Source organism: Mycobacteriales bacterium, from assembly GCA_035504215.1.
In the GTDB taxonomy this organism is placed as follows: domain Bacteria; phylum Actinomycetota; class Actinomycetes; order JAFAQI01; family JAFAQI01; genus DATAUK01.
The window spans coordinates 1-14,508 of record DATJSI010000102.1 but is presented as its reverse complement, the minus strand read 5'-3'; the positions used below and the strand labels follow the sequence as shown (position 1 = coordinate 14,508).

Sequence of the window (14,508 nt, the reverse complement as noted above, 5' to 3'; positions counted from 1 at the left end):
ACCGTGCAGTTCGAGGACGGCGCGACGGACATCGGAACGCCGCAGACGGTCAGTGCCGGCACGGCGTCGGTAACGACGAGCACCCTCTCGGTCGGCTCGCACACCCTGCATGCCGTGTTCTCGCCGACGTCGTCGGCGTACAGCGGCTCGACCGGAGACGCGACCTACGTCATCAGTTCGGCGCCGGCGGCCGACACCACGACCGCACTCAGCGTGAACCCGACGGAGGCCCCGGCCTTCACCGCGGTCACGCTCACCGCAAACGTCACCAAGACGAGCGACAGCAGTGCGCTGGGCTCGGGTTCGGGCGAGGTGAAGTTCTTCGACAACGGCACGTCCCTGCTCGGCACTGGGCAGGTCGGGGCCGGAGGAGTGGCCACGCTCGTCTACAGCAGCTTCGCGGTCGGAACGCACAGCGTCACCGCTCAGTTCGTGCCGAGCGACTCGACCACCTACAACACGTCGACCTCGCTCGCGGTGCCGTTCACCGCGGACACTCCGACGACGACGCCGAGCTCACAAACGGTCGACGTCAACATCCCAGCGGGCTCGCTCACGATCACCACGCCGTACAGCCCGAGCAACCCGTTCGACCTCGGCACTGCGGTGCTCGACCCGAACCAGGGTGAGTTCACCGCTACGGCACCGTTCGGTGACCAGGCCAACCCGGCTCAGGGCGTCACGGTCACCGACACCAGGGCCGGTGACGAGTCCTGGACGGCATCCGCCACGGTGACGGACTTCACCGACGCGTCCTCGGACCAGATCAACGGTGAGAACCTCAGCTTCACCGGGGTGACTCCGTCCTATCTCACCGGCAACGCGCTGCAGGCCGGTGATGTCGTCACGAACGACATCACCAGTACGCCGCCGGGCGGCGCGCCGTACGGGCCGAGTGACTCCGGGACCGATGGCCTCAAGGGTGGTCCGCATGCGTTCGCGACCGCGGCGCACGGCGCCGGCGAGGTCAACATCGACGGGATACTGACCCTCAACGCGCCGACCTCGACCCCGGCCGGCGCCTACACCGCGACGCTCACGTTCACGATCGCCTGATCGTCGCAACCCGGGCGGGGGAGCGGGCGGCGGCTTCGGCCGGTTGCCTGCTCCCTCGCCCAATTCTTGGTAGAGTAACTGGACCGACTCACTCAAGTCACGTCACTGAATGGACATACCTGTGCAAGCGGTCTGGCTCGACCGGCGGCGCCCGAGCCGCCGTGGTCCCGGTACGCGGTCGATGGTGCTCGTTGCCGTGCTTTCGGGCCTCACTGCGGTCTCTGCGGGCGGTGGGATCGCTTCGGCGGCGAGGGCTCTCGCGCTGCCGCGCGCGGCGCACACCACGCGGGTGACGTTCGGCATCCAGCCGGCCGGGCTGCACCGGCCGGACGGACGGTCCGATTTCGCCTTTGGTGTCACGCCCGGCGCCAGCCTGTCCGATCACGTCGCGGTGGTGAACTACTCGGCAAGGCCACTGTCCCTGCAGCTGTACGCCACCGACGCGGTCAACACCTCCGACGGCGGGTTCGGGCTGTTGCCGGGTGGCGTGCGGCCGACCGGTGCGGGTGCCTGGCTCACGCTGCCGGCCGCGGCGGCGACGGTCAACGTGCCGGGCAAGCGCCGCTCCGGTCGACCCGGCGAGGTGATCGTCCCGTTCACCCTGAAGGTCCCCGACACTGCCAGCCCGGGTGACCACGCCGGTGGCATTGTGGCGTCGCTGCGGTCCATCGGCCGCAACAAGAGTGGTCAGGCCATCGTGCTCGACCAGCGGGTGGCGATCCGCGTTTTCATCCGGGTCGCGGGCACGCTGAAGCCCGAACTCGCGATCAGCGATGTGCACGCGACCTATCACGGCGGGCTCGACCCGTTCGGCCGTGGCCGTGTGACGGTGCGCTACCAGGTGACCAACACGGGCAACGAGGACTACGGGCTGGCTCAGGGCGTGGGCGTGAGCGGCCTGGTCGGCGGCGGCCACTCAGTCGCGGTGGGCTGGATACCGCTCCTGCTGCCGGGCGACTCCGTGACCGAGGCGGCGACGGTCCGCGGCGTCTGGCCGCAGATCCGAGACCGCGTCTCGGTCACCGAACGCCCGATGGCTGCTCCGGGCGAGGACACGCCGAGCCTGTCGTCTCAGACCGCTCGCGCGGCGGTCTGGGCCATGCCGTGGGCATTGGTTCTGCTCGTCGTCGTGGTGGTGGCGGCCGGCTACCTCGGCTATCGCACTCGAGCGAGTCGGGCCGCCGGTCCCGGTCAGGCGTCACCGAGCCCCGAGCGGGTGAGCGCATGAGGAGGGCCAAGATCGCCCGGGTTGTGACCATGGCAGCGCTCGCGACCGCGGGGCTGCTCGCCGCGGCCGGCACCGCGACTGCCGGTGTGTCGTCGTCGGCGCCGTATCACGACCCGAACGTCAAGGGTTATCTCGGTCTGTGTGACAGGGCCGGCCGGCAGATCACGCAAGGCAGCATCTCGACCAAGCCGTTTGCCTGGCGCGTGGTCTCGTCCCAGCCGGCGCAGGCGCCGTACAACCAGGCTGGGCGCACCGCCACCCTCTATGCGTACCAGCCGCGCAAGGGAATCCCGGCCGGTGAGTGGAGTGGGGACTCGCTGACCGCCTCCGCGCGCTACTCGAACCCGTCGCACCCGATGACCGCGGCCACGACCCGCGACGACTCGCTGAAGAACTTCATCGCCGAGTTCCGGCCGGTCTGGAACGGATTTCTGCAGATCCGGATGTACCTCGGTGCGCCCGACCAGCCGGCGTACTCGCTGACCTACCCCGCGCTCGACGTTCAGGTCACGGGCAACAGCTGGCATGCCGTCGGTGGCGGTCCGGTGTCGTGCACCGGCGGGACGTCGGAGTCGATCGAGACGATCCTGCTGCCGAAGGCGGACTTCACCAAGCACCGGCACTCCACGCACGGGAGTGCGACGCCGCACTCGAACGCAGCCCCGGGCAACGAAAGTGGGTCGTCGTCCACCGGCACCGGTCTCACCGCGCCGACGAACCCGGTCGTGAACACCGCGTCGACCTCCGGCGGGTCCAGAGGGACCGGTCTTCTGGTCGCTCTTCTTGCCATTGCCGTGGTGCTCTTCGGGGCCCTCGGCTACATCTTCCTGCGCACGCGGTCGCCGTCGCCGCACCCCAGGACGCTCGTCCGCCGTAACTCCGAGAAAGGTCGTTGACCATGTCCCTCTCGATTCGTCGCGCCGCGTCCGGCCTGGCCGTGGTCGTGCTGACCGGTGCCGCTCTGCTGGGCACCGCTGCCAGCGGGCACGCCACCACCACGCCGCCGTGGGAGCCGGACCCGAGCTCGGTGGGCGGCCTGCTCTTCTTCAACTCCTCGGGCCAGCGAATCACCGGCGGGAGCACCAGCGACCAACCGGTGGCGGCCTATGTCGAGGGCACCACCACGATCCGCAACGGCGACACCAAGGCGACGTTGCTCGGCTATCTCCCGGTCAAAGGTGACGTTCCCGGAAAGTGGCAGGGCGAGGCGATGAGCGTGGCCACCGTCTACCCGAACGCCGGCGCTCCGGGTGCGCTGGGGACGGCCTCGCTTCCCGTGCAGACCGGCTCATCGGGCGATGAGAGCCTCGCGACGCTGGCCGTCGACTTCCCGAACAACGACACGTCTGGCGACGGGTACGCCGGCATGTACCAACTCCGGCTCGTGACCTCCGGGCCGGACCTGCAGCCCACGACCAGCTACGACTCTGCGGACATCCAGATCACCGGTGACACCTGGTCCGTGGTCTACGACCAGACCGCGTTGACCACCAGGACTTCGCTCTCGGTGAGCCCTTCCGGTACGGCGTACCACGGCTCATCCGTGACCTTGAAGGCAACCGTCAGCCCGTCGAACGCGGCCGGTTCGGTCGGCTTCTACGACGGCAGCAAGCTGCTGCACTCAGTGAAGGTCTCCGGTGGCAAGGCGACGTATACGACGAAGTCGCTGTCGGACGCCAAGTACAAGCTGAAGGCCGTCTTCACGCCGACTGATGCGACGGCGTTCTCCTCGTCGACCTCGTCGGCGAAGACGCTGTCGGTCAAGGCGCATCCGACCAAGACCAGCCTCAAGGCATCGGCCTCCTCGATCAAGAAGGGCAAGAAGCTGACCCTCACGGCGACCGAGTCGCCCAAGGCCGCCGGCAAGATCACCTTCTACGACGGCAAGAAGAAGCTCGGGACGGCCAAGGTCGCTAAGGGCAAGGCCACGCTTTCGGTCTCGTCGCTCAAGCCGGGCACGCACAAGCTGACCGCCAAGTTCACGCCGGCAAGTGTGGCGGATGACGCTGCGTCGACGTCGAAGGTCGTCAAGGTCAAGGTCACCGGATGACGCTGGTCTCCGAGAGTCCGTCCACCGCGATGCCGAGCGGGCCGGCGCGACCTGCGCGGGCGGTCTCGCACGACCTGCCGCGGCCGGGCGAGGAGCGACGTGGGCCGGCCCGGCTCGACGCGCTCGAGATCTCCGCGTGGTTCGGAACCAATCAGGTGCTCGACGACGTGTCGCTTTCGATGCCGCCGGCAACGGTGACCGCGCTGATCGGCCCGTCCGGATGCGGCAAGTCAACGTTCCTGCGAATCCTGAACCGGATGCACGAGTCGGTGCCGGGCGCTGCGTTGGCGGGTGAGGTGCACCTCAACGGTGTGGACATCTACACCGCCGGCTATCGAGTCACCCAGACCCGCAAACGGATCGGCATGGTGTTCCAGAAGCCGAACCCGTTCCCGGCCATGTCGATCGCTGACAACGTCACGGCCGGCCTCGCGCTGACCGGACGGCGGATCGGCCGGTCCGATCGCACCGCTCTCGTCGAGGACTGCCTGGCGCGGGCCGGCCTCTGGGCGGAGGTCAAGGACCGGCTCGACCGACCCGGATCAGCGCTGTCGGGCGGTCAGCAGCAGCGGCTGTGCATCGCCCGGGCGCTGGCGATCGGCCCCGAGGTGCTGCTGATGGACGAGCCGTGCTCCGCGCTGGACCCGACCTCCACGCGGCGGATCGAGGAGACCATCGCTGAGCTGCGCAAGGACGTGACCATCGTCATCGTCACGCACAACATGCAGCAGGCGGCCCGGGTGTCGCAGCAGGCCGCCTTCTTCCTGGCCGAGCAGGGCACACCAGGTGCGATCGTCGAGAGCGGCCCGACCGAGGAGCTGTTCGAGCGCCCCCGCGACAAGCGGACCGAGGACTACGTGCACGGGCGGTTCGGGTGACGACCGCGCTTCAGTCGCTCCCGTCGCCGTCTGCGCCGACGGCCGGCCCGCGCGTGCCCCGGCAGCTCACGCCGGGTCTGGAGCCGTCGGATCGCATCTTCCACGGCGTCGCGCGGACGGTCGGGTTGTTCGTGCTGGTGATGACCGGGTCGATCGGCGTCTTCCTCGGCTACCAGTCCATCCCGACGTTGCACCACTACGGGTTGCGGTTCTTCACCCAGACCCAGTGGAACCCCGAGCTGAACCAGCTCGGCATCGCTGCGGTGCTGGTCGGCACCGTAGAGGTGGCGCTCGTCGCGATGACGGTGGCGTTCCCGTTGGCGTTGATGTTCGCGGTGTTCATCACCGACTATGCGCCGCGCTGGCTCAAGGGATGGCTGATCTCGGCGATCGACCTGATGGCCGCCGTGCCCAGCATCATCTACGGGCTCTGGGGGTTCTTCATCCTCCAACCGCACGCGATCAACCTCGCCCGCTGGCTCAGCCAGCATCTGGGCTTCCTGCCGATCTTCCACGTGGACACCGACGCGAACGCCGCGGTGTGGCAGCAGTCGCGCTACACCAGCTCGGCGTTCATCGCGGGTCTCGCGGTGTCGATGATGGCGATCCCGCTGGCGTGCGCGGTCATGCGCGCCGTCTTCGACCAGGCGCCGATCGGTGAGCGTGAGGCGGCGATGGCGCTCGGTGCCACGCGGTGGGGCGTGGTGCGCAAGGTCGTGCTGCCGTTCGGAAGAGGCGGCATCGTCGGTGGCACCATGCTCGCGCTCGGCCGCGCGCTCGGCGAGACGGCAGCGGTGCTGATCATCATCTCGCCGGCGTACGTCATCAAGCCGCGGATCCTCGAGGCCGGCACCCAGACGACGTCGGCGCTGATCGCGGGCGACTTCGGAGAGGCCTCCAAGGGCCAGCTTTCCGCGTTGCTCACCGCCGGCTTCGTGCTCTTCGTCATCACGATCATCGTCAACACGATCGCCGCAGTAGTCATCGGTCGCAGCCGAAGCGGCGCCGCGACGGAGATCTGAGATGACTACGGTGACCCCAGAGAGGGCGGCGCCCGCCGCCCAACCGCCGGCTGTCGCTGTGCCGGTCAAGCGCCGACCGCGCAAGCTTCGTGTGATGACGTTCGACGACTGGATGTCACTTGCCGGGTCGCTGCTCTCGTCGTTGGCGTTGGTCGACATCGTCTATGAGCACCTCGTCGACGGCAGCGGAACCGTCGGGTTCCTCGTCGTGTGGTTCCTGACGTTCCTGCTGATCTACGGCGTCGTTGTCGCGATGGGCAACCCGCTGACCCTGATGGTCGACCGGCTGGTCACGGCGACGCTTTACGCCGCGTCCGGCTTGGTGGTGTTCGCGCTCGGGACCACCGTCTACTTCACCTTCGTCAAGGGGATCCACGCCGTCCTGCACGCCAACTTCTTCACCAAGACGATGGCCGGCGTCAGCCCCACCTCGCCGCTGAGCCAGGGCGGCATCCTGCACGCGATCGTCGGCACCTTCATCGAGGTCGGCATCGCGATCGGCGTCTCGGTGCCGCTAGGGATCGGCACCGCCGTCTACATGGCGGAGGTCGGTGGCCGTGGTTCTCGCCTCGTCCGGACCGTGGTCGAGGCGATGACCGCGCTGCCGGAGATCCTCGCCGGTTTGTTCGTGTACGTGACGCTGATTGTCGGGTTCGGTCTCCCGAAGTCGGGCATCGCGGCGTCGGCGGCGATGTCGGTGACGATGGTGCCGATCATCGCCCGGGCGTCCGAGGTCGCGCTCCGCGTGGTGCCGGGCGGGCTGCGCGAGGCCAGCCTCGCTCTTGGCGCGTCGAGATGGCGGACGGTCCGCAAGGTCGTGCTGCCGAGCGCGCGAGCCGGCCTTGCGACCGCGACCATCCTCGGCGTTGCCCGCGGGATCGGCGAGACCGCAGTGGTTCTCATCACTTCGGGAGCGTCGAGCTTCATGACCGTCAACCCGGTGACCAACGAGATGAACTCGCTGCCCCTGTTCATCTACACGTCGGTCAAGTCCGGTGAACCGCTGGCGATCAACCGAGCCTTCGGCGCGGCCAGCGTCCTGCTCCTGCTGGTCCTCGTGCTGTTCGTGGTCACGCGGGTGCTCGCACGAGAAAAGGCGGTACGCCGATGAACCCCCGCATCCGGCGCAACCTGCGTGCGCGCCTGGGCGCCGCAGCCGTCATCGCAGTCGCACTGCTCCCGGTAGCCACCGGCCTCGGCGCCACACCGGCCTCGGCCGGCGCGAGCCATGCGCTGATCGAGGGCTCGGGGTCGAGCTGGGCGGCGAACGCGGTGAACCAGTGGATCGCCGACGTGCAGTCGGAGGGCATCGAGGTCGACTACACCCCGAGCGGTGACGCGCAGGGCCGCCAGGACTTCGCGAACCGAACCTCGGATTTCGCGGTGACGTCGCTCGGATACCAGGGCGTCGACAAGGTCACCGGCGTGTCGGACACCTCGCAGGGCCGCCGCTTCGCCTACCTGCCGATCGCCGCCGGTGGCACTGCCTTTCCCTACCAGATCCGCTACGACGGCAAGATGGTGCGCAACCTCCGGCTGTCCGGAGAGACGCTGACCAAGATCTTCACAGACCAGATCACCAACTGGGACAACCCGGAGATCACGAAGGACAACAACGGGCACGCGCTGCCGTCGATCCCGATCATTCCCGTCGTACAGTCCGAGGGCTCGGGGGCGACCGCGCAGCTGACCAAGTACTTCGCGAACCAGTATCCGAGTCTCTGGCAGGCGTTCTCGCACTCGTCGACGTTCACCGAGTACTACCCGCAGGACCCCGGCAGCAACCAGATTGCCCAGAACGGCTCGGACGGCGCGATGAACTATGTGTCTTCGAAGGTCGCCAACGGCTCCATCGGGTACGTCGAGTACTCCTACGCGCTCGCGAAGAACTATCCGGTTGCGAAGCTGCTCAACAAGGCCGGCTACTACACGTTGCCAACGCAGTACAACGTTGCGGTGGCGCTCGAGGACGCCGTCATCAACATGAACCGCAACTCGCCGAACTACCTGCTGCAGAACCTCGACCACGTCTACACCGACCCGGATCCGCGCACCTACGCGTTGTCGTCCTACGTCTACGAGATCGAGCCGACCGGCACGAACGCACAGGACTCGAAGATCACGACGGCCAAGCGTCAGTCGATCGCGGACTTCACCTACTACTCGATCTGCCAGGGTCAGAAGGAGATCGGACCGATCGGCTACTCACCGCTTCCGGTCAACCTCGTCGAGGCCGGCTTCGGGCAGATCGACAAGCTCAAGAAGGCAGATCCGGCGGTGGACCTCACCGAGCGCAACGTGCGGACGTGCGACAACCCGACGTTCGTCGAGGGGCACCCCAGCAAGAACTACCTGGCCAAGATCGCGCCGCTGCCGCCGTCGTGCGACAAGATCGGCGCCGGTCCATGCGCAGCGGGCGTGACACCGAACGGGATCGGCAAGACCCCGACGACCTCGGGCACGTATCCGGGGACGAAGAGCTCGGGCAACGGGGGCGGCGACAGCCAGCCCGGGTCGGGCGGCGGCAAGGGCGGCGGCTCGTCCAGCGGTGCCAAGGGCGGGAGTACCACCGGCGGGACGCAACCCACGACCGGCACCACGAACCCGCTGGTCGCCGACCAGAACGGCGAGGGTGCCGACCAGGCCGTCACCGTGCCCGCCGGGCTGGCCGGTTACCGCTCGAGCCACCTGACCGCCGTGCTTGCTCCGCTCGCGGTCGCGCTGCTGGTGCTCGCACTGGTCCTTCCGCCGCTGGTCGCGCACCGAATACAGGCCGGGCGCCGAGGTAGGGACTGATGGGCGGCGCAGCGCGGGTGCGCCGCCCCATCGCCGCAGCCGCAGCGGTCCTCGTCGGTGCCACTGCGCTGGTGTCGTTCGCCGGCCCGTCCCGGGCGGTCTCGAGCACCTCGACGAAGCCTTTCACCGCCACCCGGACGGTGTCCCGGATCAACCTCAACAACGGCAAGAACCACGTCGTCGACAAGCGGAAGGTGACCCTTCACGTCGACAACACGGCCGACCTTCGCGGCCGCCAGGAGGTCAAGGTCTCGTGGTCGGGCGCGCACCCGACCGGTGGCATCGTCGCCGACGAGAACTCGATCGACGCGCAGCAGGAGGAGTATCCGTTCGTCCTGCTCGAGTGCCGTGGGGTCGACTCGACCAAGGTCCCGGCCGCGAAGCGGCTGAGCCCTGAGACCTGCTGGACCCAGGACTGGAGCGAGCGCTACCAGGACACCTTCCAGACCCGGTTTCCGCCGTACCGGCTGGATCGCTACGCGACGAAGGCCGACCGGGCCCAGGTCGCGGGTGCGCCGAAGGAGCTCCCGGCCGCCTGCAAGTACCTGCCGGCGCCCACCCAGCACTGGGTGCCCTTCATCGCCGCAAGCGGGCACGTGTACGACGAGGGTCCGGCCGGCTGCGCGGGCGAGCCTCCGGAGTCGCAGAACGTCGGCGGCTCGGCGTTGCCGAGCAACGAGACGTTCGGCGTCACGGGTCTGGATGGCAAGGGCAGCGCGGACTTCGACATCTGGACCTCGGCGGAGAACGCCTCCCTCGGGTGCTCCCAGATCGTGGCGTGCTCGCTGGTTGCCGTGCCGATCATGGGGATCAGCTGCGACCCAGCGGCGACCGGCCTCCCGGCCTCGGACCGACCGCCCGCGGGCGAGCTTGCGGCGGACACTGCCAGCTGCGAGGCCAAGGGCGCGTTCGCGCCCGGCGAGATCGTGCGGCCGGTCGGCGCCGAGGACCTGACGGTGAGCGGGAGCCTGTGGTGGAGCCCGTCGAACTGGCGCAACCGGATCTCGGTGCCGCTGACCTTCGCCGTCCCGGACAACGCCTGCGACGTCGTCAGCGACAGCCACGACGTGCAGGTCTTCGGTTCCGAGCTGCTGATCCAGGCCACCGGGCAGTGGGCGCCACACTTCTGCCTGAACCCGAAGCTGTTCAACTTCACGCACGTTCAGACCGGCGAGCCGGAGGCGGCCAACCTGCTGGCCACCGGGAGCGCGGAGGCGGCTTTCGTCAGTGACCCGCCACCGAAGGGCTACGGGAAACCGGTGGTCAATGCGCCGGTGGCCGTGACCGGTTTCGCGATCGGTTACGTCATCGATGGCGCCAACGGGCAGCCGTACCGCAAGCTCCGCCTCGACCCGCGCCTGCTCGCGAAGCTGTTGACCGAGTCCTATCCGGCCGACCTCCCGGTGCAGGAAGAGGATCCCGCGCTGGCGCACAACCCGCTGAACATCACCCTCGACCCGGAGTTCCAGAAGCTCAACCCCGGCATTACCCACGGGGTGGACGCCTCGGAGGCGGCGTCGACCCTGCTCGCGTTGTCGTCGAACTCCGACGTCATCGAGGCGCTCACGACCTACATCAACGACAACAAGGCCGCGCGCGCCTGGTTGAACGGCAAGCCGGACCCGTGGGGCATGGTCGTGAACCCGGCGTACAAGGGGATCAAGCTCCCGGTCAACAGCTGGCCGCTGCTGTCGAAGTTCGAGCCGAAGCAGTTCTACGCGTCGGGCAACAACGACTGCCTCAAGAACGACCCGGTTCCTTACCTGCCCCTGGTTGCTGCGCCGCTCGCCCGGCTCGAGGAGATCACCGAGGCGTTGCAGTTCTCCGTCGCGCAGTCGACCACCGTGTGCTCGCAGATCGACGGAACGACACTGGGGGAGAAGCTGGTCGCACTCGGCCGCCAGACGGTCGGCTACCGGTTCATGCTCGGCATCACGTCGGTCCCCGACGCGTTGCGCTACCAGATCAACATGGCCGCGTTGCAGACGACCAATGCGCACACCTTCGTCAAGCCCAGCAACGCCACGATGCGCGCCGCGACGACGTTCCTCAAGCCGGACAAGACGACCGGGTCGTGGCCGGTGCCGATGGCGAAGCTGGCGGCGTCGAAGGCCGGCAAGGATGCCTACCCGGGCACTATGGTCGTCTACACCTCGATACCGACCAGCGGGATCCCGGCCGAGGATGCGAAGGACTACGCCGCGTTCCTGCGCTACGCCGTCGGCGCCGGGCAGAAGCCCGGATTGGGAGTCGGCGAGCTGCCGCCGGGTTACCTGCCGCTGACGAAGGCGAACGGACTCGGGCAGCTTGCCGGTTACACCGATGCCGCTGCCGATGCTGTTGCCGCGCAGAAGGGTGCTCGGCCGGCGCTGACCGGCAACCCGGCTCCCGGCTCGAGCCCGAGCCGCACGCCGACGCCGACCGCCACGCAAGGCGGCAGCGGTCTCGTCCCACCGGTGTCCTCGCCGCCGGCGACCTCGACACCGACACCGGCCAACAGCCCAACCGTCGCCACCAGTCCGTCGACGAGTCAGGTGTCGCTCGGGCGCACGCTCGGGATCCCGCTCGGCGGCGGTGGTCTCGTCGTCGTGGTGGTGCTGTTCCTCGCAGTGCTCGGCGGGCTCAGCGCGCCCGGCGCCTACCTGCTCGGCCGGAAGCTGGGGCGGTGGTGAGCGTCGACGCGCCGTTCGCGCCACCCACCGACGTGCCCGAGCCACGCATGGCGTCGGAGCCGCCGCCGGCCCGGCGTGAGCCGCTTCCCGTTTCGGTCAAGGTCGTGTTCTCGAGCATCGCCGGGCTGGCCGCGGTTGCGGTTTTCCTGGCCGTGTACGCGCTCGGGCTCAGCGCGCTGCAGGAGCAGCGCAGCCAGCATCAGCTCTATGCCTCGCTGCGCGGCCTGCTCTCGCCCTCGAGCCCGGTCGCGCCGCGCATCGGGGGAGTGATCCCGCCCGGCACGCCGGTCGCACTGATCAATGCTCCGGCCGCCGGCCTGCACAACGTGGTCGTCGTCGAGGGCACGTCGTCCGGGGATCTCCTGGCCGGCCCTGGTCATCTGCGCGACTCGCCGCTTCCCGGCCAGGCCGGGCAGTCGCTGATTCTCGGCAAGAGCGTCACTGCCGGTGCGCCGTTCCGCCACGTGACGGCGTTCCGGACCGGTGATCCGATCACCGTCACCACTGGGCAGAAGACCTTCACCTTCCACGTCATCGATCAGCGAGTGGGTGGATCGCCGCTGCCGGCGCTGCCTTCGGGCGGTGCGTTGCTGACCCTCGTCACATCGACCGGATCAGGCTGGCTCGGGCATCTGGCACCCAGCCACGTCGTGTACGTCGACGCGACTCTCGTCGGTCGTCCGGTCGCGACTCCAGCCGGCCGCCCGGTCGCCGTACCCGTCTCGGAGCTGCCGGGGCGGAGCGACCCCGGTGCCTGGCCCTACCTGATCCTGTGGCTGCAGGGGCTCGTGCTCGCGGGGGTCGGCGCGGTGGGGGCGTGGATGCGGTGGGGGCGCTGGCAGACCTGGCTGGTGGCGATCCCGGTGCTGCTCGGCGTGCTCTGGGGGATCAGCCAGGAGAGCATGCACCTGCTTCCGAACCTGCTCTGAAGCGGGCGGCTCAGCCCACCAACGGGTCGAACCGCTCGGTCGCGACCAGTTCCACCACCGAGGCGGCGGCCCGCAGGTGCAGCACGGTCATCCCGCCCTTGCGAACCGTCGGGTCGCTCAGCGGCGGCGCGTTGAGAGCGGTGACGGTTGCGCCCAGCAGTGACGGAAGCGTCTTCCCCTGGCTGCAGACGACCGACGGCTCGCCGCTGCCGAGGATGTCCAGCATCCGCTCGAGCGCTCGTTGCGGGTCCTGAGCGTAACCGGCCTCCGACAGCAGCGGCTCGCTCTCGACCGGCACGTGGGCGACGCTCGCGTAGGGCCCGATCGTCTCGGTGCACCGAAGAACATCCGCGGAGAGAACGCGCCGGATGTCGTACGTCGACAGCAGGGGCACGAGTGCCTCGGCCTGCTGGTCACCGAGATCGTCCAGTGGCCGCTCGCGGTCCTCGCCCTGCCATGACGCGCGGTCGCCGGCACTGGCGTGCCGGACCAGGATGCACGGCCAGGTCGAGACGGTGTCGATGTCGATGTCGGCGAGGATCGACTGGTCACGGGCCGGCGAGAGATGCCGGCGGGCCTCCTTCGGCGGCAACCACATCATCTGGTCGACCTCTGCGTTGGGGCGGAACTGTCCGCCTTCGACACGCATCGCCCAGTAACGGACCCGCTTCGGGTCGCCGTCCTTGAGGTAGCGGATCTCCCCGAGCGGACGGCCGGGTACGCCGGTGTAGCCGGTCTCTTCCCAGACCTCGCGGACGCCGCCGATCACGGGGTGTTCGCCGACGTCGAGCTTGCCCTTGGGAATCGACCAGTCGTCGTACTTGGGCCGATGGACCAGGGCGACCTCGATCCCGGAGCCCCCGGTAGCGGTCCGCCACAGCACGCCGCCGGCCGCTTCGATGAGCTTGTCCGCCATCAGGGCGTCAACCATCTCCGGAGATTCGGTCGCGAGGCATCCGCCCACACGTGCCGGAACTCGGCGCGTGCAGCGTCCGCCGCCGCGGTCTGGTGGGCGTGCAGCACCCCGAGCGTAAACGCCGTCATCCCGGCGCCCTTGGCGCTGGCCATCCCGAACAGCAGATCCGCGGCGAGCACCGCGTCCTGGTGCTCACCGAGCACCTCCTGCACGCGTTCGGCCTGCTCCGAGAGTCGCCGCGCAGGTTTGCCGAACATCGGTGCGACCGCGTCACAGCTGTACCGCAGCTGCTTCGCGTCGATCCGAACCCGATGCCAGTCGAGCTCGACGGCGTCGGCTCGCTTGAGCCGCTTGGCGTTTTTGGCCAGCCGGTCCCACGCGAGGCCGACCAGACCGGGGAGTACGTCGGCCACCGGCTCATCCGCGGCTGGTGAGGTCATCGGCTCCCATGCGGCGTCGACCAGCCGCTCGAGCAGGACGACGTACCGCTCGGACCGCAAGGTCTCGAGGACCTGGTCTCCACCCGCGACGAGGTCGCTGCCGACGACGTGCTCGATCCGGGCCCGGACCGGGCCGAGCACCAGCTGGGTGGGCACCCGGTCGAGGTCGCGGAGCAGCCGTTCGAGCAGCACCTCGTTGTCGCGAGCGCCGGCGAGAGAGTCCGCGAGCCATTTCAGCTCGGTGCGCAGCGAGGTCGCCCACTCGGGGTCGAGCAGGGGGCCGAAGGTCTTCAAACCGCTGCGCAGCCGGCGGGCCGTAACGCGCATCTGGTGGACGGCGTCCGGCGTGTTGCGGCGGACCGCGACGTCGTAGCTGATGAGTGCGCGGACATTGCGCCGCAACATGTCCCGCACCCCGCACCGAGCCGGCTCGTCGAGCCCGACCGGCGCGGGCAGCGGAGGGTCGGGGTCGGCGGTCGCCTGAGGGCCGAGCGCGCGAACCACTTTCGGCAGGAACTCGC

At 69.0% G+C, this 14,508-nt stretch carries 12 protein-coding genes; 10 read left to right on the top strand and 2 right to left on the bottom strand.

Annotation, left to right across the window (positions count from 1 at the left end):
* The 10 genes from VME70_12670 to VME70_12625 all read left to right on the top strand — a co-directional run.
* Positions 1–1,056, top strand: a 1,056-nt coding sequence (locus tag VME70_12670; protein HTW21051.1) for an Ig-like domain-containing protein, incomplete at its 5' end; no start/stop codon positions are given.
* 109 nt (positions 1,057–1,165) lie between these two features.
* Positions 1,166–2,284: a hypothetical protein gene (locus VME70_12665; protein ID HTW21050.1), complete on the top strand. Its 1,119-nt coding sequence runs from the start codon at positions 1,166–1,168 to the stop codon at positions 2,282–2,284.
* A complete protein-coding gene (locus tag VME70_12660; protein ID HTW21049.1) occupies positions 2,281–3,180 on the top strand; it encodes a hypothetical protein in 900 nt (299 codons plus the stop codon). The genes VME70_12665 and VME70_12660 overlap by 4 nt, the downstream gene beginning before the upstream one ends.
* Before the next feature lie 2 nt (positions 3,181–3,182).
* Entirely contained in the window at positions 3,183–4,334 is a 1,152-nt protein-coding gene (locus tag VME70_12655) for an Ig-like domain-containing protein (protein HTW21048.1), read from the top strand.
* Positions 4,331–5,212 (top strand): phosphate ABC transporter ATP-binding protein, encoded by an 882-nt coding sequence (locus tag VME70_12650; GenBank protein ID HTW21047.1) that lies wholly within the window; start codon positions 4,331–4,333, stop codon positions 5,210–5,212. The genes VME70_12655 and VME70_12650 overlap by 4 nt, the downstream gene beginning before the upstream one ends.
* Positions 5,209–6,234, top strand: coding sequence for a phosphate ABC transporter permease subunit PstC (pstC, locus tag VME70_12645; protein ID HTW21046.1), 1,026 nt, complete (start codon positions 5,209–5,211; stop codon positions 6,232–6,234). The genes VME70_12650 and pstC overlap by 4 nt, the downstream gene beginning before the upstream one ends.
* 94 nt (positions 6,235–6,328) lie before the next feature.
* On the top strand, positions 6,329–7,345 hold the full coding sequence (pstA, locus tag VME70_12640; GenBank protein ID HTW21045.1) for a phosphate ABC transporter permease PstA: 1,017 nt from the start codon (positions 6,329–6,331) through the stop codon (positions 7,343–7,345).
* Positions 7,342–9,030, top strand: a complete 1,689-nt coding sequence (locus VME70_12635; protein ID HTW21044.1) for a substrate-binding domain-containing protein — start codon at positions 7,342–7,344, stop codon at positions 9,028–9,030. Before pstA ends, VME70_12635 begins: the two co-directional genes overlap by 4 nt.
* Before the next feature lie 17 nt (positions 9,031–9,047).
* The gene (locus tag VME70_12630; protein HTW21043.1) at positions 9,048–11,702 is read left to right on the top strand and encodes a hypothetical protein; all 2,655 of its coding nucleotides are present in this window, start codon (positions 9,048–9,050) and stop codon (positions 11,700–11,702) included.
* Positions 11,699–12,631: a class E sortase gene (locus tag VME70_12625; GenBank protein HTW21042.1), complete on the top strand. Its 933-nt coding sequence runs from the start codon at positions 11,699–11,701 to the stop codon at positions 12,629–12,631. The genes VME70_12630 and VME70_12625 overlap by 4 nt, the downstream gene beginning before the upstream one ends.
* Positions 12,632–12,641: 10 nt before the next feature.
* Here VME70_12625 and VME70_12620 read toward each other — a convergent pair whose 3' ends face one another.
* Both VME70_12620 and VME70_12615 read right to left on the bottom strand, forming a co-directional pair.
* Positions 12,642–13,562, bottom strand: coding sequence for an NUDIX hydrolase (locus tag VME70_12620; protein ID HTW21041.1), 921 nt, complete (start codon positions 13,560–13,562; stop codon positions 12,642–12,644).
* The coding region (locus VME70_12615) for a CHAD domain-containing protein (protein HTW21040.1) at positions 13,547–14,508 on the bottom strand (962 nt) is incomplete at its 5' end. The genes VME70_12615 and VME70_12620, both read right to left, overlap by 16 nt.